28 protein-coding genes are annotated in these 24,952 nt (G+C 40.1%); 23 read left to right on the top strand and 5 right to left on the bottom strand.

Going from position 1 to position 24,952, the window contains the following annotated elements:
• The first annotated feature begins 24 nt into the window (after positions 1-24).
• The 8 genes from ftsZ (at position 25) to ileS (ending at position 7,748) form a co-directional block, all read left to right on the top strand.
• Positions 25-1,254, top strand: a complete 1,230-nt coding sequence (gene ftsZ, locus K6969_RS09125) for a cell division protein FtsZ (protein WP_024379583.1) — start codon at positions 25-27, stop codon at positions 1,252-1,254.
• Positions 1,255-1,260: 6 nt separating this feature from the next.
• Positions 1,261-1,932 carry a YggS family pyridoxal phosphate-dependent enzyme gene (locus tag K6969_RS09120; RefSeq protein WP_171942555.1) on the top strand — a complete coding sequence of 224 codons (672 nt, stop codon included), beginning with the start codon at positions 1,261-1,263 and terminating at the stop codon, positions 1,930-1,932.
• Between the two features lie 16 nt (positions 1,933-1,948).
• Entirely contained in the window at positions 1,949-2,512 is a 564-nt protein-coding gene (locus K6969_RS09115) for a cell division protein SepF (RefSeq protein ID WP_024379581.1), read from the top strand.
• A gap of 4 nt (positions 2,513-2,516) precedes the next feature.
• A complete protein-coding gene (locus tag K6969_RS09110; RefSeq protein ID WP_002943042.1) occupies positions 2,517-2,780 on the top strand; it encodes a YggT family protein in 264 nt (87 codons plus the stop codon).
• Positions 2,781-2,782: 2 nt separating this feature from the next.
• Positions 2,783-3,574 (top strand): RNA-binding protein, encoded by a 792-nt coding sequence (locus K6969_RS09105; RefSeq protein WP_043025131.1) that lies wholly within the window; start codon positions 2,783-2,785, stop codon positions 3,572-3,574.
• Positions 3,575-3,582: 8 nt separating this feature from the next.
• A complete protein-coding gene (locus K6969_RS09100; protein ID WP_029174035.1) occupies positions 3,583-4,272 on the top strand; it encodes a DivIVA domain-containing protein in 690 nt (229 codons plus the stop codon).
• A gap of 232 nt (positions 4,273-4,504) precedes the next feature.
• Positions 4,505-4,948, top strand: a complete 444-nt coding sequence (locus K6969_RS09095; protein WP_171942556.1) for a GNAT family N-acetyltransferase — start codon at positions 4,505-4,507, stop codon at positions 4,946-4,948.
• Positions 4,949-4,958: 10 nt separating this feature from the next.
• Positions 4,959-7,748, top strand: a complete 2,790-nt coding sequence (gene ileS / locus K6969_RS09090; protein ID WP_171942557.1) for an isoleucine--tRNA ligase — start codon at positions 4,959-4,961, stop codon at positions 7,746-7,748.
• A gap of 170 nt (positions 7,749-7,918) precedes the next feature.
• On the opposite strand, the gene K6969_RS09085 is transcribed toward ileS, so the two are convergent.
• From K6969_RS09085 to K6969_RS09075, 3 genes are all read right to left on the bottom strand, one after another.
• Positions 7,919-8,227, bottom strand: a complete 309-nt coding sequence (locus K6969_RS09085) for a DUF1827 family protein (RefSeq protein ID WP_002938710.1) — start codon at positions 8,225-8,227, stop codon at positions 7,919-7,921.
• Between the two features lie 54 nt (positions 8,228-8,281).
• Entirely contained in the window at positions 8,282-8,743 is a 462-nt protein-coding gene (locus K6969_RS09080; RefSeq protein WP_029174038.1) for an NUDIX hydrolase, read from the bottom strand.
• Between the two features lie 185 nt (positions 8,744-8,928).
• Entirely contained in the window at positions 8,929-11,157 is a 2,229-nt protein-coding gene (locus K6969_RS09075) for an ATP-dependent Clp protease ATP-binding subunit (protein ID WP_029174039.1), read from the bottom strand.
• A gap of 223 nt (positions 11,158-11,380) precedes the next feature.
• On the opposite strand from K6969_RS09075, the gene K6969_RS09070 reads away from it, so the two are divergent.
• The 7 genes from K6969_RS09070 to K6969_RS09045 all read left to right on the top strand — a co-directional run bounded on the left by K6969_RS09070 (position 11,381) and on the right by K6969_RS09045 (position 15,876).
• The gene (locus K6969_RS09070; RefSeq protein WP_002938704.1) at positions 11,381-11,611 is read left to right on the top strand and encodes a DUF1797 family protein; all 231 of its coding nucleotides are present in this window, start codon (positions 11,381-11,383) and stop codon (positions 11,609-11,611) included.
• A 125-nt stretch (positions 11,612-11,736) separates the two neighbouring features.
• Positions 11,737-12,426, top strand: coding sequence for an amino acid ABC transporter permease (locus K6969_RS09065; RefSeq protein ID WP_002938702.1), 690 nt, complete (start codon positions 11,737-11,739; stop codon positions 12,424-12,426).
• Positions 12,419-13,153: an amino acid ABC transporter ATP-binding protein gene (locus K6969_RS09060; protein ID WP_002943067.1), complete on the top strand. Its 735-nt coding sequence runs from the start codon at positions 12,419-12,421 to the stop codon at positions 13,151-13,153. The genes K6969_RS09065 and K6969_RS09060 overlap by 8 nt, the downstream gene beginning before the upstream one ends.
• A 233-nt stretch (positions 13,154-13,386) precedes the next feature.
• A complete protein-coding gene (locus K6969_RS09055; RefSeq protein ID WP_029174040.1) occupies positions 13,387-14,235 on the top strand; it encodes a bifunctional methylenetetrahydrofolate dehydrogenase/methenyltetrahydrofolate cyclohydrolase in 849 nt (282 codons plus the stop codon).
• A gap of 240 nt (positions 14,236-14,475) precedes the next feature.
• Positions 14,476-14,616, top strand: a complete 141-nt coding sequence (locus tag K6969_RS12395) for a YSIRK-type signal peptide-containing protein (RefSeq protein ID WP_079267632.1) — start codon at positions 14,476-14,478, stop codon at positions 14,614-14,616.
• Complete coding sequence (locus K6969_RS09050; protein WP_171942558.1) at positions 14,576-15,148, top strand: hypothetical protein; 573 nt, start codon at positions 14,576-14,578, stop codon at positions 15,146-15,148. Before K6969_RS12395 ends, K6969_RS09050 begins: the two co-directional genes overlap by 41 nt.
• A 242-nt stretch (positions 15,149-15,390) precedes the next feature.
• The gene (locus tag K6969_RS09045) at positions 15,391-15,876 is read left to right on the top strand and encodes a hypothetical protein (protein WP_171942559.1); all 486 of its coding nucleotides are present in this window, start codon (positions 15,391-15,393) and stop codon (positions 15,874-15,876) included.
• A gap of 252 nt (positions 15,877-16,128) precedes the next feature.
• Here the strand turns inward: K6969_RS09045 and K6969_RS09040 are convergent, their stop codons facing one another.
• Positions 16,129-16,830, bottom strand: coding sequence for a CPBP family intramembrane glutamic endopeptidase (locus K6969_RS09040; protein ID WP_015647212.1), 702 nt, complete (start codon positions 16,828-16,830; stop codon positions 16,129-16,131).
• A gap of 228 nt (positions 16,831-17,058) precedes the next feature.
• Between K6969_RS09040 and K6969_RS09035 the strand changes: the two genes are divergently transcribed.
• From K6969_RS09035 to K6969_RS09025, 3 genes are all read left to right on the top strand, one after another.
• Positions 17,059-17,709: a response regulator transcription factor gene (locus tag K6969_RS09035; RefSeq protein WP_024376704.1), complete on the top strand. Its 651-nt coding sequence runs from the start codon at positions 17,059-17,061 to the stop codon at positions 17,707-17,709.
• A 1-nt stretch (position 17,710) separates the two neighbouring features.
• Positions 17,711-19,081, top strand: coding sequence for a sensor histidine kinase (locus K6969_RS09030; protein WP_174852210.1), 1,371 nt, complete (start codon positions 17,711-17,713; stop codon positions 19,079-19,081).
• A 398-nt stretch (positions 19,082-19,479) separates the two neighbouring features.
• Positions 19,480-20,031 carry an isoprenylcysteine carboxyl methyltransferase family protein gene (locus K6969_RS09025; RefSeq protein ID WP_024418639.1) on the top strand — a complete coding sequence of 184 codons (552 nt, stop codon included), beginning with the start codon at positions 19,480-19,482 and terminating at the stop codon, positions 20,029-20,031.
• A 208-nt stretch (positions 20,032-20,239) separates the two neighbouring features.
• Here K6969_RS09025 and K6969_RS09020 read toward each other — a convergent pair whose 3' ends face one another.
• Positions 20,240-21,148 (bottom strand): neutral zinc metallopeptidase, encoded by a 909-nt coding sequence (locus tag K6969_RS09020; protein WP_029178827.1) that lies wholly within the window; start codon positions 21,146-21,148, stop codon positions 20,240-20,242.
• Between the two features lie 165 nt (positions 21,149-21,313).
• Between K6969_RS09020 and xseA the strand changes: the two genes are divergently transcribed.
• The 5 genes from xseA to K6969_RS08995 are packed head-to-tail and all read left to right on the top strand — an operon-like array spanning position 21,314 to position 24,951.
• Complete coding sequence (gene xseA, locus K6969_RS09015; RefSeq protein ID WP_014637117.1) at positions 21,314-22,657, top strand: exodeoxyribonuclease VII large subunit; 1,344 nt, start codon at positions 21,314-21,316, stop codon at positions 22,655-22,657.
• Positions 22,632-22,847, top strand: coding sequence for an exodeoxyribonuclease VII small subunit (locus K6969_RS09010; protein WP_014637116.1), 216 nt, complete (start codon positions 22,632-22,634; stop codon positions 22,845-22,847). The genes xseA and K6969_RS09010 overlap by 26 nt, the downstream gene beginning before the upstream one ends.
• Complete coding sequence (locus K6969_RS09005; protein WP_014637115.1) at positions 22,847-23,719, top strand: polyprenyl synthetase family protein; 873 nt, start codon at positions 22,847-22,849, stop codon at positions 23,717-23,719. The genes K6969_RS09010 and K6969_RS09005 overlap by 1 nt, the downstream gene beginning before the upstream one ends.
• Positions 23,712-24,533, top strand: coding sequence for a TlyA family RNA methyltransferase (locus K6969_RS09000; protein ID WP_014637114.1), 822 nt, complete (start codon positions 23,712-23,714; stop codon positions 24,531-24,533). The genes K6969_RS09005 and K6969_RS09000 overlap by 8 nt, the downstream gene beginning before the upstream one ends.
• A complete protein-coding gene (locus K6969_RS08995; protein ID WP_002942941.1) occupies positions 24,526-24,951 on the top strand; it encodes an arginine repressor in 426 nt (141 codons plus the stop codon). Before K6969_RS09000 ends, K6969_RS08995 begins: the two co-directional genes overlap by 8 nt.
• Position 24,952: the final 1 nt, after the last annotated feature.

The raw sequence follows: 24,952 nt of genomic DNA, 5'->3' as shown, positions 1-24,952 counted from the left end.
AGAAAAGAAAAGGTGATTTAAACTATGGCATTTTCATTTGAAGCAGCAGCTAGTCATGGTGCTGTCATTAAAGTAATCGGTGTCGGCGGTGGTGGCGGGAACGCGATTAACCGTATGATTGAAGAAGGTGTTGCTGGGGTTGAGTTCATTGCAGCAAACACAGATGTACAAGCGCTAAGTAGCTCTAAAGCTGAAACAGTTATCCAACTAGGTCCTAAATTGACTCGTGGTTTGGGTGCTGGAGGTCAACCTGAGGTTGGTCGTAAAGCTGCTGAGGAAAGCGAAGAAGCATTGACTAATGTATTAACTGGTGCAGATATGGTCTTCATCACTGCTGGTATGGGCGGTGGCTCAGGGACTGGTGCGGCTCCTGTTATTGCACGTATTGCTAAAAACTTGGGTGCGTTGACTGTCGCAGTTGTGACTCGTCCGTTTGGTTTTGAAGGAAATAAACGTGGAAACTTTGCGATTGAGGGAATTGAAGGTCTTCGCGAACAAGTAGATACACTCTTAATTATTTCAAACAATAACCTTCTTGAAATTGTTGATAAGAAAACACCGCTTTTAGAAGCACTAAGCGAAGCTGATAATGTTCTTCGTCAAGGTGTTCAAGGAATTACAGACTTGATTACAAATCCTGGTTTGATTAACTTGGACTTTGCAGATGTGAAGACAGTTATGGAAAACAAAGGAAACGCCTTGATGGGTATCGGTATCGGTACTGGTGAGGACCGAGTGATTGAGGCGGCTCGTAAAGCGATTTATTCTCCTCTTCTTGAAACAACAATTGATGGTGCAGAGGATGTCATTGTCAATGTTACAGGTGGTTATGACATGACTCTGACAGAAGCAGAAGATGCTTCAGAAATCGTTAATCAAGCTGCGGGTCAAGGTGTTAACATTTGGTTGGGGACATCTATTGATGAAACAATGAAAGATGAGATTCGTGTGACTGTTGTGGCTACAGGTGTTCGTCAAGATACTGCTGATAAACCAACCCGCCATCGCACGGAAGCTGTTTCACCACGCCCTTCTCAACGCTTTGATTATTCAGTAGCATCAGCACCAACTCGTGGAGCTGCACAACAAACTGAAGCGCCGAAAGCTTCTGCCTTCGGAGAGTGGGATTTGCGTCGTGAAAACTTGATTCGTCCAACTGACACAGAACCAACATCCACTGTTTCAGTCGAAAAATTTACAATGGATCAAGATGAGGATGAATTGGATACACCACCATTCTTCCGTAATCGCTAAACTAAAATGAATTTTCAAAAGAATAAGGATGCTATCTTTTCAGCAGTGGCAAAAGCTGCTGAGAAGGCAGGTCGTCCAAGTGAATCAGTAAAGGTAATAGCTGTCACCAAATATGTTGACAGCTCTATTGCTAATCAGCTTGTGAATGCTGGGATTACCCATATTGGAGAAAATCGAGTCGATCAGTTCTTAGAAAAGTATAATGCCCTAGCAGACAAACAATTGACCTGGCATTTGATAGGGACTTTACAGAGAAGAAAGGTCAAGGACATTATTCCATTTGTTGATTATTTCCACGCCCTAGACTCTGTCAAACTAGCTCAGGAAATAGATAAACGTGCGACTAAAATAGTCAAGTGTTTCCTCCAAGTCAACGTTTCTGGTGAGGAGAGTAAGCATGGCTTTGCAGTATCTGAGATTGATGCGGCACTTGCTGAAATTAGCTTATTGGAGAACATTGAACTTGTTGGATTGATGACGATGGTACCGATTGATGCTACAGATGATGAATTAGACGAGATCTTTTCTAAAATGCAGGAAATCCAAGAAGAACTAGCTACAAGGAACTTACCACGTATGCCCTTTACAGAGTTAAGTATGGGAATGAGTGGGGACTTTGAACGCGCCATTGCTCACGGAGCTACATATGTGAGAATTGGCTCAGCATTCTTTGAATAATGGAGAGGGGGAAAATATGGCATTAAAAGATACATTTAAGAACTTATTTAATTACTTTGAAGTTGACGAAGTCAATGAAGTTGAAGAACAGGCAGATGCCTATTCAATGCCTAATGATCGTCCTAAAATGCGTGTTGCCAATACTACAGCTGCACCTGTGCGCGAACAGCAGCCAAAAGTAGAGACGCGTCGGGAAGCACGTTCAGAAAGTCAACTTCAACGCCTACATGAAAGGCAGCAAGAATTGATGACTAATAATAACGAAAAAGAGATTGTCAAAACTACAATTGATATTAAGTTTCCAAAACGTTATGAAGATGCACCAGAGATGGTAAATCTTTTATTAGATAATGCGAGTATTCTCATTGATTTTCAATATATGTCGGAGCAACAAGCTAGACGTTGCCTAGACTACTTGGATGGTGCTCGTTCAGTATTATCTGGAAATTTGAAAAAGGTCTCAAATACCATGTGGCTGTTAACTCCAGTAAATGTCACAGTCAATATTGAAGAATTGCGCAATGCTGGTACAAGTACTGGTGTGGCTGATTCAAATTTTGACTTTGATATAAAACGGTAACGCTATGCAAATTTTGATTTTTTTACTATTAAAAATTGTAGAAATTTATTCCTATCTCTTATTGGCTTACGCTTTGCTAAGTTGGTTTCCTAGCCTATACACAAGCTCTATTGGACGTTTGATTCAATGGCTGGTAGCACCGATTTTAAAACCCTTTAGGCGATTTAATCTGCAATTTATGGGGTTGGATTGGACTGTAATGGCAGCCATGATTGCGCTTAATATGGGAACACGCTTCTTGGTTCAATTATTGCTCCTGTTAGCATAGTTATGAAAAATGACAAAAACTTATTGCAACATTTTTCTAGGGAAGAAAGAGAGTTTGTAGAGAAAATAATGGATATGTGTCAGCAAGTTGAAGATACGTATTCATACAGATTAACTCAGTTTTTACATCCTAGACAAGATGAAATTGTATGCAAAATTGCTAACTACTACCAGGTACAAACGTTTTCTAGTCGGGACTTTGTTTCGACTGAACATTCGCGGGTTATTATTGCCCCAGCTTATTATGAGTTGGACATCAAGGACTTTGAGTTAACCGCTCTTCATTTGTCCTATGCTAGAAAATTTCACACCTTATCCCATTCACAAGTTCTTGGAACTTTTCTCAATCAACTAGGGATTAAAAGGGAGTATTTGGGTGATATTTTGATTGATGATGAACGATTGATTGTCTTTATCGATCAGAAATTTGGGCAGATTGCCTTACAATCTATCACTAAAGTTGCTCGTGTCCCTGTTAAGGGAAAGGAAGAAGAATGGACGACTGTTCGACTACCGATTGGACAGGAATGGCGTTCAAAGGATGTGTTGGTTTCTAGTATGAGATTGGATAAATTGATTTCGGTCGCATTTAACCTTTCAAGGGCAACTGCAAACAAGTTGATTGAGGCTGGACATGTGAAGTTGGATTATGTTCTGACAGAACAAACCAGTAAATTAGTTGAAATAGGGCAATTAATTAGTGTTAGGAGATATGGTAGAGTTCGCCTAAATGAATTTTTAGGTTTTTCTAAGCAAGGGAAGATAAAATTAAAGTTAGACATTGTTAAAACTTAGGAGGAAAGATGGCACTTACAGCATTAGAATTAAAAGATAAAACCTTTGCTACAAAATTTAGAGGATACGACGCAGATGAAGTTGATGACTTTTTGGACATTGTAACACGTGATTATGAGGATTTAATTCGTAAAAATCATGACCAAGAGTTAGAATTGAAAAATTTGCGGGAACGTTTGGCTTATTTTGATGAGATGAAAGAATCATTGAGTAAATCAGTTCTTTTAGCTCAAGATACAGCTGAGAAAGTAAAGGTTGCGGCCGAAGATCAAGCGGTAAATATTATTAAACAAGCTGACTATGATGCGGCAACATTGTTACATGAAGCTAAAGATAAGGCAAATGAAATTCTTCGTAATGCGACTGACAACGCGCAAAAAGTTGTCATTGAGACTGAAGAATTAAAAAACAAGACACGTATTTTCCATCAGCGTCTGAAATCAACAGTGGAAAGCCAATTATCATTGGTTAATTCATCTGAATGGGAGGAAATCCTTCGCCCAACAGCAAGTTACATTCAAACAAGTGATGAGGCTTTCCGTGATGTTCTTCATAAGGCTTTGGATGAAGAATTACCTGTTGAAGAAGAAAGTTTGGATTATACACGTCAATTGACACCAGAAGAAATTGCAGAATTAACTCGTCAGGCAGCGGCTTTTGAGAGTGGAGATTCTGTAGAAATTTCAACAGAAGAATAATAAAGATCATAAGCAGAGACACGGTCGGTAGAAATATTTATAGCGAGTAGGAGATGGTGGAAGCCCTACAATCTCTTTCTATGGATCATCACTTTGTTTGATTTTTCCTGAAAATAGTAAGGAAAGACGCCCGTTCACGTTACGAACATAGAGGGATAGGGGAAACTCTATCTAAACTAAGGTGGTACCACGAACTTTCGTCCTTATTTGGCGGGAGTTTTTTATATTTTTTATGATACGATTAGAACTGGTAAACAAAGATAATTTTGATCAGGTGCTAGATCTTGAAGTGGCACCTAAAGATCAGCGCCGAGTGGCGTCAGTTGAATATTCATTAGCTCAGGCATGGCTGTATCGAGATAGTGAAGTCCTATTTCCATATGCTGTTAAATCTGGACAGCTAACAGTGGGATTTCTTTTGTTGTCCTATCAGCCCATGGAAAACAGTTATTATATCTGGCGCTTGCTCATTGATCAGAAGTATCAAAATCAGGGCTTTGGCAAGGAGGTCATTCGGCAAGTGTTGCGACGAGCAAAGGATGATCAGCAGTGCCATAAGGTTACCGTAAATTATGTAATCGGCAATCATAAAATGAGGTACATTTTAGAAAAACTTGGTTTTCAATCCGTTGGTTTAGAAGGCCAAGAAATGAAAATGGAATTAATTATAAGATAAAGGAGTTATGATGAAACTAAAAGAAACACTCAACTTAGGTAAGACAGCATTTCCTATGCGTGCAGGCTTACCAACACGTGAGCCAGAATGGCAAAAGGCCTGGGATGAAGCAAACTTGTATGCTCGTCGCCAAGAACTCAATGAAGGCAAACCTGCCTTCCACCTCCACGATGGCCCTCCATACGCTAACGGAAATATCCACGTTGGACATGCTTTGAACAAGATTTCTAAAGATATTATCGTTCGCTCTAAGTCAATGTCTGGTTTCCGTGCTCCATTTGTACCAGGTTGGGATACGCATGGTCTTCCGATTGAGCAGGTCTTGGCAAAACAAGGTGTCAAACGCAAGGAAATGGACTTGGTTGAATATCTTGAAATGTGTCGTGATTATGCTCTTAGTCAAGTTGACAAGCAACGTGATGATTTTAAACGCTTGGGTGTTTCTGCAGACTGGGAAAATCCATATATCACTTTGACTAAAGACTACGAAGCAGCTCAAATCCGTGTCTTCGGTGCCATGGCAGACAAGGGCTATATCTACCGCGGTGCTAAGCCTGTCTACTGGTCATGGTCATCTGAGTCTGCCCTTGCAGAAGCTGAAATTGAATATCACGACATTGACTCGACATCTCTTTACTATGCTAACAAGGTCAAAGATGGCAAGGGGCTCTTGGATACGGATAGCTACATCGTTGTCTGGACAACCACTCCATTTACGGTAACGGCTTCTCGCGGTTTGACAATGGGAGCAGACATTGACTATGTCTTGGTTCAACCTGCTGGCTCTGACCGTAAGTATGTCTTGGCAGAAGCCTTGGTTGATAGCTTGGCAGCCAAATTCGGTTGGGAATCCTTCGAAGTGATTTCAAAACACAAGGGTGCTGAATTTGAATATATCGTGACCGAACACCCATGGGATAGAGAAGTGGATGAATTGGTCATCTTGGGTGAGCATGTTACAACGGACTCAGGTACTGGTATCGTCCATACGGCTCCAGGCTTTGGTGAGGATGACTACAATGTTGGTGTCAAATATGACTTGGAAGTTGCCGTAACGGTTAGCGAGCGTGGAATCATGAACGAGGCTGCTGGTCCTGATTTTGAAGGTCAATTCTATGACAAGGTTGTGCCAACTGTTAAGGAAAAATTGGGTGACTTGCTCCTTGCTAGTGAAGTGATCAATCACTCCTACCCATTTGACTGGAGAACCAAGAAGCCAATCATCTGGCGTGCAGTGCCACAGTGGTTTGCCTCTGTTTCTAAATTCCGTCAGGAAATCTTGGACCAAATCGAAGCAACAACTTTCAATCCATCTTGGGGTAAAACGCGTCTTTACAACATGATCCGTGACCGCGGTGACTGGGTCATCTCTCGTCAACGTGCTTGGGGTGTGCCACTCCCTATCTTCTATGCTGAAGACGGCACAGCCATCATGACCAAGGAAGTTACAGACCATGTAGCAGCTCTCTTTGAGGAACATGGTTCTATCATCTGGTGGAAATCTGAAGCCAAAGATCTTTTGCCAGCTGGTTTCACTCATCCAGGTTCACCAAATGGCGAATTTACCAAAGAAACAGACATCATGGACGTATGGTTCGACTCAGGTTCATCTTGGAATGGTGTCATGAACGCCCGTGAAAACCTTGCTTACCCAGCAGACCTCTACCTAGAAGGTTCTGACCAATACCGTGGTTGGTTTAATTCATCCTTGATTACCTCTGTAGCCGTAAATGGTCATGCGCCATACAAGGCTGTCTTGTCACAGGGCTTTGTATTGGACGGTAAAGGCATGAAGATGTCTAAATCTCTTGGCAATACCATTCTTCCAAGTGATGTTGAGAAACAATTTGGTGCAGAAATCTTGCGTCTGTGGGTAACTTCCGTTGATACTTCAAACGACGTACGTGTGTCTATGGATATTCTTGGACAGGTTTCTGAAACCTACCGTAAAATCCGTAATACCCTTCGCTTCTTGATTGCCAACACTTCTGATTTCAATCCTGCAAGTGATACGGTGGCATACGAAGAGCTTCGTTCTGTTGACCAGTATCTCTTGGTGAAATTCAATAAATTGGTAGCTCAAATCCGTGAAGCTTACGATAACTATGACTTCATGGCTATTTACAAGTCTGTTGTCAACTTTGTGACCCTTGATTTGTCAGCCTTCTACCTCGATTTTGCCAAAGATGTCGTCTACATTGATGGTGCTAAATCACTTTCTCGTCGTCAGATGCAGACAGTCTTCTATGACATCTTGGTGAAAATTACCAAGCTCTTGACCCCAATCTTACCACACACGGCAGAGGAAATCTGGTCATACTTGGAACACGAAGCAGAAGAGTTCGTACAATTGGCGGAAATGCCAGAGGTGGAAACCTTTGCCAATGAAGCGCAGCTTTTGGCTGACTGGGAAAACTTTATGAACTTCCGTACTCAGGCACAAAAAGCCTTGGAAGAAGCGCGTAATGAAAAAGTGATTGGTAAGTCACTTGAAGCTCATTTGACTGCCTATGTCTCAGCTGAAACCAAGTCCTTCTTGGAGAGCTTGAATGTAGACCTTGCTCAGTTGCTTATCGTTTCAAACTTGACAGTAACCACGGAAGCAGCTCCTGAAAGTGCTGTTCTGGTAGAAGAAGTTGCCTTTACTGTAGAGCGTGCAAGCGGTGAAGTATGTGACCGTTGCCGCCGCATTGATACTAGTGTTGCAGAGCGCAGCTATGGTGCGACAATCTGTGACCACTGTGCAAGCGTAGTGGAAGAAAACTTTGCTGAAGCAGTAGCTCAAGGTTTTGAAGCTTAAGTAATCACAATACATTTGTTAAAGTCTATCTAGCGATAGGCTTTTTTGTAATACTCTTCGAAAATCAAAATTATCCGTTGTCAAGAGCCTTGATGAACTCCAGTTCTATCTTCGGCTTCGTTTCCTAGGCTACTTTTGATATAAATAGAAAAAAGAAGCCATCTGGCTTCTTACACTTCTGCGATAATGGGAATAGACATTTCAATCAAACGGTCTGTGTGAATCGTTTGAATGGCAGCCTTGTTAATAGTTCGTTCATCAATTTTTCGATGAAGGAAGAAATCACGAATTTGCTCGATTTCATTTTGTTGTACTGCACGGTATTTATTACTAATCAAGAGTTCATAATGACGGGGTGCCTGTGTGAAAATAACGTCTGTATTACCTGCAGAATAAGTCTCTACTAGGAAAGCATCAGTATTAGCCAACTGGCTTTGGACAAGATTGGGATGACTATTTGTCGTGTTAATGATTTTCATGTGGAACCTCCTCTATCTCTTTGGCTACATTATAGCACGATTAGAGTGTTTTTACTAGTTATTGAATGAATTTTCTTGCAATTTCCATTGTTCAATGCCCCATTTGTGACTACCACGTTTGAGTTTATAGATGGCTTCATTGACTGGGAACCAGGCAATATGGTTGAAATCTTCTAGTGGTTGTCCTATTTGATGGTAGCTAGTTACTTCATAGATGTAGGCTGGATTATAGAAATGGGTATCGCGGTGGCTAGAGTAGAAGTATTCGTCAGCCTGACCAAAGTATTTTCCGATTTCAGCGGTGAATCCAAGCTCTTCCATCAATTCGCGCTCCAAAGCAATGAGGTGATTTTCTCCCTTTTCAATTTCTCCACCAGGAAGAAACCAAGCTCCGTTTGGTGCTTGAACGAGTATAATCTGTTCTTTCTTTTCATCTGGGATAACTGCGTAAACACCAAAGCGACTCTGGTAGCTGACGCCAGCCTTCTTTTCTCCAAATACAGCAATTTTCTCCATAGGCAATTCTATCCTCTTTCATAATTGGAATGAGTTGTATACATTATACCACTTTTTTATTATTTTTCCTTGTGATAGGCTTTACAAAGTAAAGTTTTTTTATAGGATGGAGATGGGGAAGAATTTAGAAAAATAGAGTATCAAAACAGTAAAATAGGCTACTCGTAGGGAGCAGCTCTATTTTCTTATTTTGTCTTTGTTTGTGCCTTGATTTGAATTGTACCTTTACTTGACATGACAGCACGTAGGTCTTTTTCTGCTGGATGTTCTAAGTAGAAGTCGGTGATAGCATCTTCAATCTGATCTTGGATGGTTCTGCGTAGTGGACGAGCTCCCATCTTTGGATCGTAGCCAAGCTCCACTAATTTCTCCTTAACTTTATCTGTTACATGGAGGCTGATGCCATTGTGAGAAAGGCGTTTGTTTACATCGTCTAGCATGAGGCTGACGATTTCAAGTAGGTTTTCCTTGCTCAGTGGTTGGAACTCAATAATACCGTCAAATCGGTTCATAAATTCAGGTGTGAAGAAATTGTTAAGTTGGCCAAGGACTGATTGAGTCCGCCCTTCTATAGCCGCACCAAAACCGACACTTGCTTCAACTTTTCCAGTACCAGCATTTGATGTCATGATGATGATGGTATCTTTGAAGCTGACAGTACGACCTTGTCCATCTGTCAGACGCCCATCGTCTAAGACCTGAAGGAACATGTGCATGACATCTGGGTGGGCTTTTTCAACTTCGTCAAGGAGGATGAGTGAGTAAGGATTACGACGGACTTTTTCAGTCAATTGTCCAGCCTCCTCATGGCCTACATAGCCTGGAGGAGCTCCGACGAGTTTAGCGACAGCGTGTTTTTCCATGTATTCGGACATGTCGAAGCGGATCATGCTGTCCGCCGAACCGAAGAGTTCGATAGCTAATTGCTTAGACAATTCGGTTTTACCGACACCTGTTGGTCCGACAAAGAGGAAGGATCCAATGGGACGATTTGGAGCACCGAGACCGACACGATTACGGCGGATGGCTTTAGCTATCTTGTCAACTGCTTCATCTTGTCCGATAACATGGGCTTTTAAGTCACTAGCGAGGTTCACAAGCTGGGACTGTTCCTTTTCTTTTAAATCACCAACTGGGATATTTGTTTTTTGCTCAACGATGGCTTCAATTTCTTTTTCAGTAATGAGTGGAATATCTTCTTCGCTGATAGTTGCCTTTTGCATCTCCTTGTACTTAGCAATTTGGTCACGGAAATAGGCCGCTTTTTCATAGTCCTCATCCCGTGTAGCTTGTGCTTTACGATTTTCGGCATCAATCAGGCGTTGGTCAATTTCCTTTGGATCAATAAAGTTGAGGGTCAAATTCATTTTTGAACCAGCTTCATCCAGAAGGTCAATAGCTTTGTCTGGTAGGAAACGGTCTTGAATGTAGCGGTTGGACAGTACTGCGGCAGCTTCGATAGCAGCATCGGAGTATTTAACATGATGGTAATCCTGGTATTTATTTTGGATACCTTTGAGAATAGTAATGGTTTCTTCGACACTTGGTTCTTCAACTTTTACAGGTTGCATACGGCGTTCTAGGGCGGCATCTTTTTCAATGATACGGTACTCGTTGAGCGTTGTTGCACCGACTAGTTGCATTTCACCACGTGCGAGGGCTGGTTTGAGGATATTGCCTGCATCCATGTTACCATCGCCTGCAGAGCCAGCACCGACAATTTCATGAATCTCGTCAATAAAAAGAATGATTTCGCGACGATTACGGATTTCTTCCATGAGTTTTTGCATGCGTTCTTCAAATTGTCCGCGGATACCTGTTCCTTGTACGAGGCTGACAACATCCAGACGAATGACTTCCTTGTCTCGTAATTTCTGTGGGACATCGCCATCGACAATTTTTTGAGCCAAGCCTTCAACAACCGCTGTTTTACCTACACCAGGCTCACCGATAAGAACAGGGTTGTTTTTTGTACGACGGTTTAGAATTTCGATGACACGGGTAATTTCTTGATCGCGACCGATTACTGGATCAATATCCCCACGACGGGCAATTTCGGTAACGTTGATACCAAATTCTTCAAGGAGTCCATTTGGTTGTTGGGGTTGTTGCGGAGGAGGGGTCTGTCCACCACGTCCATTATGCCCACCGGCTTGAGTGGGAGGAGTCTGTTCGCGATTTTTTCCAGCAGGGGTATTGCCAGGATAGCCACCTAGGTGATTGAAAAATTCACTAAAGGGATCCATATTGTTAGGATTTGTTAAATCTCCCAACCCACGTAGGATGGCATTATTAGGGTCTGTTTTCATGATTTGGTAGCAGTTGTGACAGAGGTCTACCTGCTGCTGTTTACCGTTTAAGTTGGTGTAGAGATGGATCGTTGCGTCGTTGATATTACAATTTTTGCAGAGCATAATTCTACCTCTTTCTGTGAAAAAATGTGACCTATTGTTAAATAGTCAAAAAAGGTCAGTTCTAGCTTTATTATAACAAGATTCATAGAAAAATCAAGAAACTGCTACGCTTGGAAAAACTTTCTATGAAAAATAGGGCGATAGGAAGAAAATAGGGAAAAAATAAGACTTTTTTGGCAATATGTGGTAAAATATTCCTATAAAAAGGATTAGGAGAACGAATATGGAATCACATTTGGTGAGAATTATCAATCGTCTGGAGGCTATGGCTAATGACGGCGGTACGTTGAAACGTAATTTCGAACGTGATGGTATTGTTGTTGCAGAAGTGGCTTATAGCTATGACGAGGAAAATGGTTCAGTATTTACCTTGCGTGATGTTGCTGCTCGTGAAACGTACGCGTTTGACAGCATTGACTTGATTGCAATGGAAATCTATGAGCTATTGTACTAAGAAGAAGTGAGAGGCACCTAAGGGTGCTTTTTTCTTGTGTAAATTGAATATTATAAATAAAAGTATTGCATAAATATTCAAAAATGGTATAATAGACTCTAAATGACAGAATTGGAGTAAGATGAATGAATTTTTCTTTTTTGCCTGAGTATTGGGCTTATTTTAATTATGGGGCAATTGTTACCCTCATTATTGCATTTTTCTCAGTATTTTTTGGTAGTATTTTAGGTGTGTTGCTTGCCTTTGCTCAGCGTAGTAAGTATAAAGTTTTAGCTTGGACTGCCAATATCTATGTCTGGATTTTCCGTGGGACACCGATGATTGTCCAGATTATGATTGCTTTTGCGATGACACATTTTGTAGCACCAACTTTTCAGCTTGGAATTTTGACGGTTGATTTGACGCGCTTGATTCCAGGTATCATTGTTATTTCGATGAACTCGGGTGCCTATGTATCTGAAACTGTTCGTGCAGGTATTAATGCTGTACCAAAAGGACAGCTGGAAGCAGCTTATTCGCTTGGTATTAGACCAAAGCAGGCGATGCGTTACGTTATCATGCCACAGGCTATCAAGAATATTCTTCCAGCCTTAGGAAATGAATTTGTGACTATTGTTAAGGATAGTTCACTTTTGTCAACCATCGGTGTGATGGAATTATGGAACGGTGCTCAGACAGTTCAATCCACTTCTTATATTCCTTTAACACCACTTGTATTTGCAGCGAGCTATTATCTAATTATGACAACGGTGCTAACAGTGATTATTCAGTCGTTTGAGAAAAAGTTGAACAAGGGAGGGCAGTTCCATGTCTAATGCGATTATTTCTATCAAGGATTTACATAAGTACTTCGGAAAGAATGAGGTTCTAAAAGGAATTGATTTAGATATTCAACAAGGTCAGGTGGTTGTTATTATCGGTCCATCAGGGTCAGGGAAATCGACTTTCTTACGTACAATGAACCTCTTAGAAGTACCAACCAAGGGAACTGTTACATTTGAAGGTGTTGATATTACTGACAAGTCAAATGATATTTTCAAGATGCGTGAAAAGATGGGAATGGTTTTTCAACAGTTCAATCTTTTTCCAAATATGACGGTATTAGATAATATTACTTTATCACCTATTAAGACAAAGGGAATTGCAAAGGATGAGGCTGAGAAGAAGGCTAAGGAATTACTTGAAAAGGTAGGATTGCCAGATAAGGCGAATGCCTATCCACAAAGTCTTTCAGGTGGTCAGCAACAGCGGATCGCTATTGCACGTGGTCTGGCCATGGACCCAGATGTCCTACTTTTTGATGAACCGACCTCTGCACTAGATCCTGAAATGGTTGGTGAAGTTCTTGCTGTTATGCAGGATTTGGCCAAGTCAGGGATGACCATGGTTATCGTGACTCATGAGATGGGATTTGCGCGTGAGGTAGCTGACAGGGTTATCTTTATGGATGGCGGTGTCATCGTGGAGGATGGAACGCCTGAAGAAGTCTTTGAACATACCAAGGAAGAACGGACCAAGGATTTCTTGTCTAAGGTCTTGTAATATAGTCGAATGAATTAGCTTTCAGACAAGGAACTGAGGCGCAGGCTGTACTAAAGTACGGCAAGTCGAAAGTGACGATGTATCAAAGTTAATTCAAATGACTGTAAATGAACAAATAAGTACGACTCCGACATTGTTCGGAGTTTTTTGCTATATGCTATAGTCTACTTTGTACAAGTATAGTCAGTCGGAGAATTTTAGGGTATAATAGAAAAAACAAAAGGAGTGTAGGTATGACAGTCATTGATGGGAAAGCACTAGGTGTAAAATTGCAGGCTGCCTTGGCGGAGAAAACTGCTCGATTAAAAGAAGAAAAGGGATTGGTACCAGGTCTTGTAGTTATTTTAGTTGGCGAAAATCCTGCTAGTCAGGTCTATGTACGGAATAAGGAGCGGTCAGCTCTAGCTGCTGGATTCAAGAGTGAGGTTGTTCGCGTTCCAGATACGATTTCTGAGTCAGACTTGTTGGATTTGATTGAGCGCTATAATCAGGATGATGAATGGCATGGTATTTTGGTGCAATTGCCCTTACCAGCCCACATCAGCGAGGAGAAGGTCTTGTTGGCCATTGACCCAGATAAGGATGTGGATGGTTTTCATCCGACTAATATGGGGAAATTTTGGTCAGGTCATCCTGTCATGATTCCATCTACTCCAGCAGGAATTATGGAAATGTTCAAGGAATATCAGATTGAGCTGGAAGGGAAGTCAGCTTTAGTTATTGGTCGTTCTAATATTGTTGGTAAACCGATGGCACAGCTGCTGCTGGATGCCAATGCTACTGTAACGATTGCGCATTCTCGCACCAAAAACTTGCCAGAGCTTGCTCGTCAGGCCGATATTCTTGTTGTTGCCATTGGTCGTGGTCATTTTGTGACCAAAGAATTTGTTAAGCCAGGTGCCGTGGTGATTGATGTTGGTATGAATCGTGATGAAAATGGCAAGCTAATCGGTGATGTCAAATACGATGAGGTATCAGAAGTGGCAAGTTATATTACCCCAGTTCCAGGTGGTGTTGGTCCGATGACTATTACCATGTTGATGGAACAGACCTATGAAGCTTGTTTCAGAAGTACAAAATAATTATCTGAAATATCAGCTATGTGGTGTAGCTGGTATTTTTTATTTTGGGAGTGGGAAGACGAACTCTGAGTAGTAGTCCTGGGCTTGAGCCCAGCTTTGTTTTGAGGCATATTCTTAGGAATGAGCATGGGCAGATTAGATAAAAAACAAACGAAACATAATACTATGTGAGATTGGTTTTCTATAATTAGAGTAGGCACTGTGTGTTGAGTATTAAATGATAGAAAACAAGGAGAAAAAATGAATAGACAGACTGAAATTTTTTCGTTGAGAAAGAGTAAGGTTGGATTAGCTTCTGTTATGATTGCGCTTATGTGGTTTGGAACAGTTGTAAAAGTTGATGAAAGTAACTTATCGGTTAAAAGGAAAGATTTTAGATAAGTCACTGAAAAATATTTCACTAGTTGTAGTAATGAAATATTTTGATCATCAGAATCATCTATTTAAGCAAATCGTTTCGGTTGCTAGTTTAGAATTGACTCTTAAGAAGTTAGAGCAGGTAAATCCAAAGTCGAATAAAAATCCAAACACTGAGAAACCAGAAAAGAAAGCCCTTTCAGTTCCTGAGGTAGACAAAGAAACTGAAGCGCCTATAAAAGGTTTAAAATCAAAAGATAAGATTACCGTTACAGTTAAAGGAGGGGAAAACTCAGAAATTACGGATTTGGATTTCCGTTATTATATTTATCAAGGTAATTTCCAAAGAACAATTTCTGCAGGGACAACGTTAGCAGAATTTTTGAAAGAAATTGCTATTAAAGAAGCTCCGCTTGATAATGATCGAAAACCGAATGATGTTATTCTAAAAAAAGGTTACAGGGTTTCGAAATGGGTAGATGATAAGAATAATGTAATACAATCAGATCAAATATCAAGGCGGATACGGAGGCATCAACCGATGAAAGCCTTGTGACAATAGAATCTAATCAAACGTTAGAAGAACAGCCATTGACAGTTGAAGAGTAAGCTACAAAAGGAGCTGAGAATGGAGGAAATCAAGACGATGAAGTTCCAAACCAGTCTGCTAACCTAGAGGAAATCGAGAATGTCATTTCTGAGCCAAAGGCTGAAGCAACCCCAGAAACAAAGGTTGAGGATTCAACCCTTTCTGAATTTACATCGCGTGCTGTAAGGTCAGCTGAAAATAATTTGGATATGGAATCCCTCCCTGTTACTCCAGAATTGCCGAATGAGAAACAACCGGCTTACATCCAAGATACGAACTATCCAGGCAAACCATTTCAAATACAGCAATCCGTTTCGATAGAATCAACTTCCGTAACCGATAAAAAAATTGAGTGGGAAGTGACTTTCAAATTTAGAGACTGGGCATTCTATGAATCAATTGGTGGATACTATTTTATCATTCCAGATGGCTTAAAACTAACTAAGTTAGTAGATCAGAGTAACACGGATATTTTAAATCACTATAAGTCAGAAGGTGCTGGTGGGGATGAGTATAGGGCGTTTGAAAATGGAAAGGGAGAATTTGATGCGCAATGGGGTCGGTCTGCAGGGTTTATGGACAATGCTATATTTAATAAATGGAAGGAAGAAAATCGTTTCTCAAAAATTCTCTTTCGAGACTACCGCAGAGATGTACAGACCGTTACTTATAAATTAGAGTCTGTCAATCTATAGGCTGAGATGAGATATGGACATTGATTCTGAGAAGTATAGTTGGGCATAAATATAAATTTCAATAAAAATATTGATAATAAAATGCATAAAATCAACGTTCTTAGCAACACGATTTTATGCGTTTTTTGGCACTCTTTTCTCTAAATTACATAAAATAAACCACCCGTTTTCACGGGTGGTCATGACTAGTAGGTATCCACTCAGTCTTTGGTGATATGAGGATAGCTTGTGTTCAAATTATCTGTTAGATAACTAGTATAGAATATATGATAGAATAGTTAAACCGATAACATCAGCCACAGCATGTGCTAGGAAAAATGGTAATAAATTTTTAGGTTTTATTTTTTGATAAAGTAGATAGAAAATAGTTCCTAGAATTAAGCCTAAACCGAGTGCACTAATTAAACCTTGATAGGTATGGAAACTGCATCGAATAATTAATGAATATAAAAATGCCCATTTTGCATATTTAGGGTTAACCAGTAAGCACAGGTTAAGGAAGAAAATTTCTTCATAAAATCCGTTCAACAATGAGTACAAAATCAGTGATAAATCAATGTTAGGAAATAATTGAAACATGGATGGAGTGTTGGAAGCTAGAAACTGATAGGATACTAAATGATAGATATCCAAGCATAATGCAGAGAAAATGAATAAGGCAACAGCTTGTAATGGAACCCAAGGAGTAATAAAAATATGTTTTTTCCAAATTGAGAAATCAAAATTTCGGAGTAATAGATAGAAGATGGCTATTGTGAGCCAAACTAACTGTAGAGCCAAAGCCTTATAATTGTCCATTGTTGAAAATGTCAAATTTTCTTGAAGAGTTGTAGTTTGATTTTGTAAGGCTATGTATTGGAGAGTAGAGTTGATGATTCCATCTCCAAATAAAATAATTGTTAGAATGAGAATATCAAACCATTTTAATACGGTTAATTTTTTTGGACTCCACATAATGGGATAGCTCCTTTCATTTTTGTTTAGTTCAGTTTATCAAACAAATCTATATATGTCCTTGGTTTCATCTGTTTTTTATCTGTTTTAAACAGAAGAAGTCAAAAGAAAGCTGAAATAGCAGAACATGATGCTCTATTTATCTATGATAGAGTTGCACCATTGTACGAATCGGTATATAATTGTATAATAATATTTTATAATAGAACTTTACGAGGAGGTATAAAAATGTCAAGGATCTTGGTTGTCGAGGATGACATAGTTATTAGTCAAGTTGTTTGTGAGTTTTTAAAAGAATATGGTTATCAGGTAGAATCTGTTTTTGATGGAAAGGTTGCTTTAGAAAGGTTTCAAGAAGAACAATTCGATTTAATTGTTTTAGATATCATGATTCCGTCTATGACAGGTTTGGAAGTACTGAAGGAAATTCGCAAAACTTCTCAGATTCCAATTTTGATGCTGACAGCCATGGGTGACGAATATACACAGCTTATTAGTTTTAATCAGATTATAAGTGATTATGTTGTTAAACCATTTTCACCAACTATATTGGTAAAACGGATTGAGAATATTTTGAGAGGAAAAGGAGATACAGATAGCATTGAGATAGGAACAATTCTTATTCAACCAACTAGTGGGGCAGTTTATATGGAAGAAGAAGAAGTTCAATTAACAAAAAAAGAATATGAAGTTTTACTATATTTAGCTAAACGACGTGGGAAAATTGTTAGTCGTGATAACTTGATGATGGGAATATGGGGATATACGGAATTGGATAGTCGTGTCTTAGATAATCATATCAAGAATATACGTAAAAAATTGCCGTCACTTCCTTTGAAGACAGTTGTTGGTCGTGGTTATCAAATAGAGGATACTTGATATGGGGATTGCTAGAAAAAATTTCATAGTTGTTGCTGTGATGATTTCTTTCATCTCTGTAACATTGTTAGGGTTATTGTATTATGCTATGCCTATATATTATAATCAGGTTAAGAAACAGGAATTGAGACATGATTATATGACTGTGGCTAAACAATTGGATGGGATGCCAGAAGCTAAGATTATATCTGAGATTGATGATTACGACAGAAAAACTCCGAAGATTATTATTAGTCTTTTTTCGAGTGATAGAGAAATTATTTATCCAGACCCCAATGATGAAATGGCCAAAAAGTATGAGAAAGAGTATTTAGAAAATGGAGATTTTGATGAAATTGGTTCTGGGGGCGTCGAGATAGCATCGGCAGAAGGAGTTACATATTATCTGTTATTTAATTATGGATTCCACTCATTATCGGATGTCAGTCAAACATTGGTAACTTTTTATCCATTCATATTGCTGTTGATTATTGTTCTGGCAGTTTCGGTAGCTTTTGTTTACAGTAGGCTGTCCACTCGTAGAATAGCAAGAATTTCAGAAACAACAAGACGGATGCAATCGTTAGAATCCGGAATCAGTTGTGCTGTTGTAGGAACAGATGAAATAACAGCATTGGCTCAGGATATTAACAGCCTGTATAGCAAGTTATTGTCAAGTATCGATGAATTAAGAACGGAAAATGAACGTGCTATGGCACGTGAGAAGGAGAAGTCTGATTTCCTCCGTATCACATCACACGAATTAAAAACTCCAATAGCTAGTATGTTGGGGTTAGTCGAAGGCATGATTTATAATGTGGGACCATTTAAGGACCATGATACATATTTAAAAAAGTGCAAGGAAATCTTGCAGGAACAATCTGAGCTAGTTCATTCTATTTTAGAAGCTACAAATCTTGATATGGCTTTAAAGGAAAGCAGAGAACAAATCCGATTAGATCGGTTGATTGATTCCTCTTTAACAAGTTATCAGAGTTTGGCAGAGGTTAAGGGATATCAATTTGAAGTAGAACTATCACCGGTTCTCATTGAAGGAAATCCTGTTTATTTTTTAAAAGCTATTAAGAATATTTTAGATAATGCCTTTCGGTACTCATGTAAAGAAGCTATTATTCGTGTAGTACTACGCCAAAATCAATTAATAATCGAAAATCAGGTTGAACGTGTTTTAAGTGACGAGGAATTGGATCAAGTCTTTCGTCCATTCTATCGTCCAGACTACAGCCGTGATAAGAAAGATGGTGGTACAGGGATTGGTTTGTTTATTGTACAGAAAATATTAGAAAAACACGGCTTTCCGTACACTTTTTATGCTTCTGATACACAAACTATGCGTTTTATGATTCATTTGCAATCTAATGAATTGATATAGGTAAAATTATAATATAGACATTTAGTTTTTCTTTTATTACTTCGACGTAAGAGGAAACTCCGTTTCCTTATTTCCAACTTCAAACACTCCGCTGGATTGTTTGAACTCGCTTTGCTGTACTCTGCAGGGGTGACTTGCTCCGCAAGTGCTATCTCCAACCTTGCACAGTCACTCGACTGTACAAGCTGTCTGCAGCTCGTTGCCTAGTACTAAAAGTAAACTAAAAGACTATAAAAGAGACATGATTTCATCCATTTTTGAAAACAGGTCTCTTTTATTGTAGTCTCAAATGGAAAAATGGAAAATAGGAAAAAAACAGGAGAGGAATAGAATGGCGACAGTCTAACCTTGTATAATGAATGTGTTTGATAAAATCTGTTAAAATACAGGAGGGATTTATGGTTGTTTTTTTGGTTATTTGTATTTTTTTGGTGAGAATCTATTTTTTGAAGATTTCCATTAAAAACGAAAAACGGATTTTGAAAAACGGCGGTTCAGAATTTGGTGTTCAAAATACTAAATTATTAACAGTTGTACATATTCTATTTTATTTATCATGTTTGGTTGAAGCAGTAGTGCGACACGCCAAGTTTGATACGCTTAGTAGCTTAGGTTTGATATTCTTGCTGTTTTCAATGGGAATGTTATTTTGGGTAACACGATTGTTAGGTGATATTTGGACAGTTAAGCTCATGTTGGTAAAAGATCATCGTTTTGTTGATCATTGGTTGTTTCGTGTTGTAAAGCATCCTAACTATTTCCTAAATATTATACCAGAATTAATCGGTTTAGCTTTATTGTGTCATGCAACATATAGTTTTCTCATCTTATTTCCAGTCTACATGGTTATCTTATACAGACGTATTCACGAGGAAAATAACTTGTTGAAAACAGTGATTATTCCAAACGGAACTGTGCAGTCTGCAGCAGAGATAACTGGAAATAATTAAAGTTTGCTAAATAATAATTGTGATATTGTTTGAAACTAGGATACCGCTCTAATTAGAGTTGATGAGTAAGTTTACATGATTCAGTTTTCATATTTAAAAGTGGTACCGTATGTGTAAATTGGCTTCTGTCAGTTGTATATTATAAAGAAACTCTTGCAAAAGTGTATGTTGCAAGAGTTTCTTTATTGCTACGAGAGGCTATGGATGTTTACGGTTTCTCTACGGAGAATGTATCGGCGTGAGCAAGGTCACCATAGGTATAACCGAGATTAAACCATTTTTTCCTTTGCTCAGAAGTGCCGTGGGTAAAACTGTCTGGAACAGTACGACCGTAGGCTTCCTGTTGAAGAGTGTCGTCACCAACTGCGTGGGCAGCATTCATAGCTTCGTCAATATCACCAGCATCCAAGATGCCGTGTCCATCAACATATTTGGCCCAGGCTCCTGCATAATAGTCAGCTTGCAATTCTAAGCGAACATTTAGCGCATTGCCTTCCTTATCGGATAGTTGAGCCCGTTTTTGATGGTAGGCCCCAAGAACTTCTAATTCATTTTGGACATGGTGACCAACTTCATGAGCGATGACATAAGCCATGGCAAAGTCACCAGCAGCCTTATACTTGCTAGACAATTCTTGATAGAAAGAAGTATCAATATAAATCTTGCGGTCAGCAGAGCAATAGAATGGACCGGCTTGGGCGGAACCCACTCCACATCCAGTTTGGGTCTGGTTAGTATAGAAAACCATAGTCGGTGCATTGTAGGTTAAACCATTGGCTTTAAATTCTTGGACCCAAAAATCTTCTGTCGATCCTAAAACCTTACTCATGAATTCAGCATCTGCATCAGACATATCTGTACCAGTTGTTGTGACTTGACTCGATTGGTAAGGATTAGTCCTTGTTGAGGGGGAAAGCAGCCCACCAAGGTTTGACATGCCTCCGAAGGCTACTAAAAGGACAAGAACAAGTAGTTTTCCTTTCCAACCAAGTCGTGAAAAGAGTAGTCCCAATAGAACATTTCCTCCAGATGAACCAGACAAGAAAGATGAGTTAGAACTGGATTGTCCCCTGCGGTCCTCAATGTTAGAACTTTTTCGTAAATCATCAATTTTCATATAAATCTCCTTAGAACCTGTCAACAAGTTCTTATTTTCTCACAAGCTATTATATAGTAAAACGCAGAAAAAACACAGGAAAGCTATCGGAAATAATAGGCATAGTTCTGTATAAAAGTGCAAAATTTGGTATAATAGTAGGGATACAATATAGAAGGAGTGGACATGGTTGAATATTTATCGGTTAGTCATCTAACTAAGTATTTAAAATTAAAGTTTGACCGCGATCCGTATTTGGAGAAGGTGTATTTGACAGGTCAAGTGTCCAACTTCCGTAAACGCCCTAGCCATCAATATTTTTCGCTCAAGGATGACAAGGCAGTCATCCAAGCGACCATGTGGGCAGGCGTCTATAAGAATCTGGGCTTTGAGCTTGAAGAGGGAATGAAAATCAATGTCATTGGGCGCATTCAGCTCTATGAACCAAATGGTTCCTATTCCATTGTCATTGAAAAAGCTGAGCCAGATGGTATTGGAGTCTTGGCAATCAAGTTTGAACAGCTCAAACAAGCTCTGACACAGGAAGGTTTATTTAAAGAAGAATTCAAGCAAGCCTTGCCACGGTTTACCAAGAAAATCGGTGTCATTACCAGTCCGAGTGGAGCTGTTATTCAGGATATTATTACAACCGTTAGCCGACGTTTTCCAGGCGTAGAGATTGTTCTCTATCCGACCAAGGTGCAAGGAGATGGGGCTGCTCAAGAAGTTGTCGCCAATATTCAAAGAGCCAATGAACGGGATGACTTGGATGTTCTGATTGTTGGCCGTGGTGGTGGTTCTATCGAAGACCTTTGGGCATTTAATGAAGAAATTGTGGTTCGGGCTATTTTTGAATCCCGTATTCCAATCATTTCCAGCGTAGGTCATGAAACTGATACGACTCTGGCTGATTTTGTAGCAGATAAACGAGCTGCCACTCCAACAGCTGCCGCAGAATTAGCAACACCTGTGACCAAGGCAGACTTACTGGGCTACCTCAATCAGCAGGAAAATAGAGCCTATCAGGCCATGACCAATCGTTTGAAATTCCTAAGAGGCCAGCTTGAGAAAATTAGCCAGTCAGTCATGTTCCGCCAGCCTGAACGCTTGTATGATGGTTATTTACAAAAATTAGACCGCTTGACCAATCAATTGCAGACACGGATGAAAGAACTCTACAGCCAGCAGAAACAGGCTAGTCTCCTACTACAGCAACGATTACAAGGTGTGCATCCAGGTCGTAAAGTAGAGAGTTTCCAAGAGAGAATTATCCAGCAAGAACGACTCTTGAAGAGCAATATGGCTAATATCTATGACAATAAGATGGCCAAGGCGGACAAGCTGATTGAGGCCTTGACTATGCTGGATACCAGTCGCATCGTGGCCCGTGGCTACGCCATGATTCGTCAAGATGGTCGGGTGATCGATAGTGTAGAAAATGTACAAATTGGTGAAAACCTAACCATCCAGATGAAGGATGGTCAACTTGATGTGGAGGTAAAACATGTCCAAACAGACGAAAACATTTGAAGAAAATCTAGCTGAATTAGAAGGAATCGTAACCAAATTAGAGCGAGGCGATGTGGCTCTGGAAGAAGCACTTGCTGAGTTTCAAAAAGGGATGGTTCTATCGAAAGATCTACAAAAGACACTAGCTGCAGCTGAAAAGACCTTGGTCAAGGTCATGCAGGCGGATGGCAGTGAAGCGGAGATGGATTAATGGTTGATGTGAAACGGATTGATCAGGAAATTCGCGATTTTTATTACAACCGTGGAACAATTGTTTCGGAAGAATTAATTGATGCGATTTTGTATTCGATTGATGGTGGTGGAAAGCGGATTCGACCGGTCTTATTGCTTCAAATCGTGGAAGGATTTGGGGTAGAATTACAGCAAGCCCACTACCAAGTGGCCGCTGCCTTAGAGATGATTCATACGGGAAGCCTGATTCACGATGATCTTCCTGCCATGGATGATGATGATTACCGTAGAGGTCGACTCACCAATCATAAGAAATTTGACGAAGCGACAGCTATTTTAGCAGGCGATAGCCTCTTTTTGGACGCTTTTGGCCTCCTGTCTCTGGCTGATTTGCCAAACCAGGTTTTACTTGAATTGGTACAGCTTATGTCATTAGCATCTGGAACCTTTGGGATGGTCGGTGGTCAAATGCTGGACATGCTAGGTGAAGGAAAAAAATTGGAAATTTTTGACCTGATAAATATCCATAGCAACAAGACAGGTCGATTATTGACATTCCCATTTCATGCAGTAGGGATTATTACGCAACAGCCTAGTTCCGTTGTCGGTTCCTTGTGGCAAGCTGGGATGTTGATTGGTCATGCCTTCCAGGTTCGAGATGATATTTTAGATGTAACGGCAGATTTTGATGAATTGGGCAAAACGCCTCGGAAAGATTTGGCGGCTGAAAAAGCAACATATCCAAGCTTGTTAGGGTTAGAAGAGTCCAAATTCATTGTTCAGGATTCATTGAATAAGGCCGTGGCCATTTTTAAGGAATTAGAAGAACACAATGGCTTTAAGGGGCAAGAAGTGTATCAATTGATAGAAAGTTTACGAATCAATGGCTAAGGAAAGAGTAGATGTACTAGCTTTTAAACAGGGGCTTTTCGAGACGCGGGAGCAGGCCAAACGTGGTGTTATGGCTGGCTTAGTTGTATCCGTCATCAACGGGGAACGCTACGATAAACCTGGTGAGAAGATTGATGAAGGAATTGAGCTCAAACTCAAAGGTGAAAAACTCAAGTATGTCAGCCGTGGCGGTCTGAAATTGGAGAAGGCCTTGCAGGTTTTCGACCTAGCAGTTGAGGGGCAAACGACGATTGATATTGGAGCCTCAACAGGTGGCTTTACAGATGTCATGTTGCAGGCTGGTGCCAAGCAGGTCTATGCTGTGGATGTCGGTACCAATCAACTCGCTTGGAAATTGCGCCAAGATGATCGCGTGATCAGCATGGAACAGTACAATTTCCGCTATGCTGAGTTGGAAGATTTCGAACTTGGTCAACCAAGTTTTGCGTCCATTGACGTCAGCTTTATCTCATTGAGTCTGATTTTGCCAGCACTCCATCGTATATTAGTGGATGGTGGTCAGGTTGTAGCCTTGGTCAAACCTCAATTTGAGGCTGGACGTGAACAGATTGGGAAAAATGGCATTGTCAAGGATAAATCCGTTCACTTGAAAGTCTTGGAAGATGTGACAAAAATGGCCGTGGAAACAGGCTTCTCAGTCAAAGCCCTTAGCTTTTCCCCTGTTCAAGGCGGTCATGGCAATATCGAATTTTTAGCGCACTTAGAAAAATCAACACAACCAAACCAGATTGATAAAGAGGTCATAACAACTACAGTCTATCAAGCACATGAGGAATTTAAAAAGGATGAATAAACGAGAACGATTAGAAGTCATTAAAGATTTGGTAGTCCGATTTCCTATTGATACACAGGAAGAAATTGTTGAACGTCTAGAAGCAATGGGTGTCAATGCGACACAAGCAACGGTTTCACGTGATATCAAGGAACTTGGCATTATTAAGGTTCCATCAGCGGATAAGGGATATATTTATGGTTTACCAAAGGCAGGTCTTGTTAAGGTAAAATCGCAGAATGTTTTTGAAGTCTCAGTGATGGATAAAATGATTAATCTCCGTCTGGTACCTGGAAGCTCTGCTGTGGTCAAACGCCGGATTTTGGAACAATTTCAAGAACATGTTTTTTCAGTGATTGCTGATGATGACAGTATTCTGCTCATTGTTACAAACGAAGGCATTATTTCGCAAATCGAACAGACGGTTAGAGGGTGGTAGC

The sequence above is a fragment of the Streptococcus suis genome (assembly GCF_019856455.1).
Taxonomy (GTDB): Bacteria; Bacillota; Bacilli; order Lactobacillales; family Streptococcaceae; genus Streptococcus; species Streptococcus suis_AE.
This window is presented reverse-complemented; position numbering and strand designations above follow the sequence as displayed.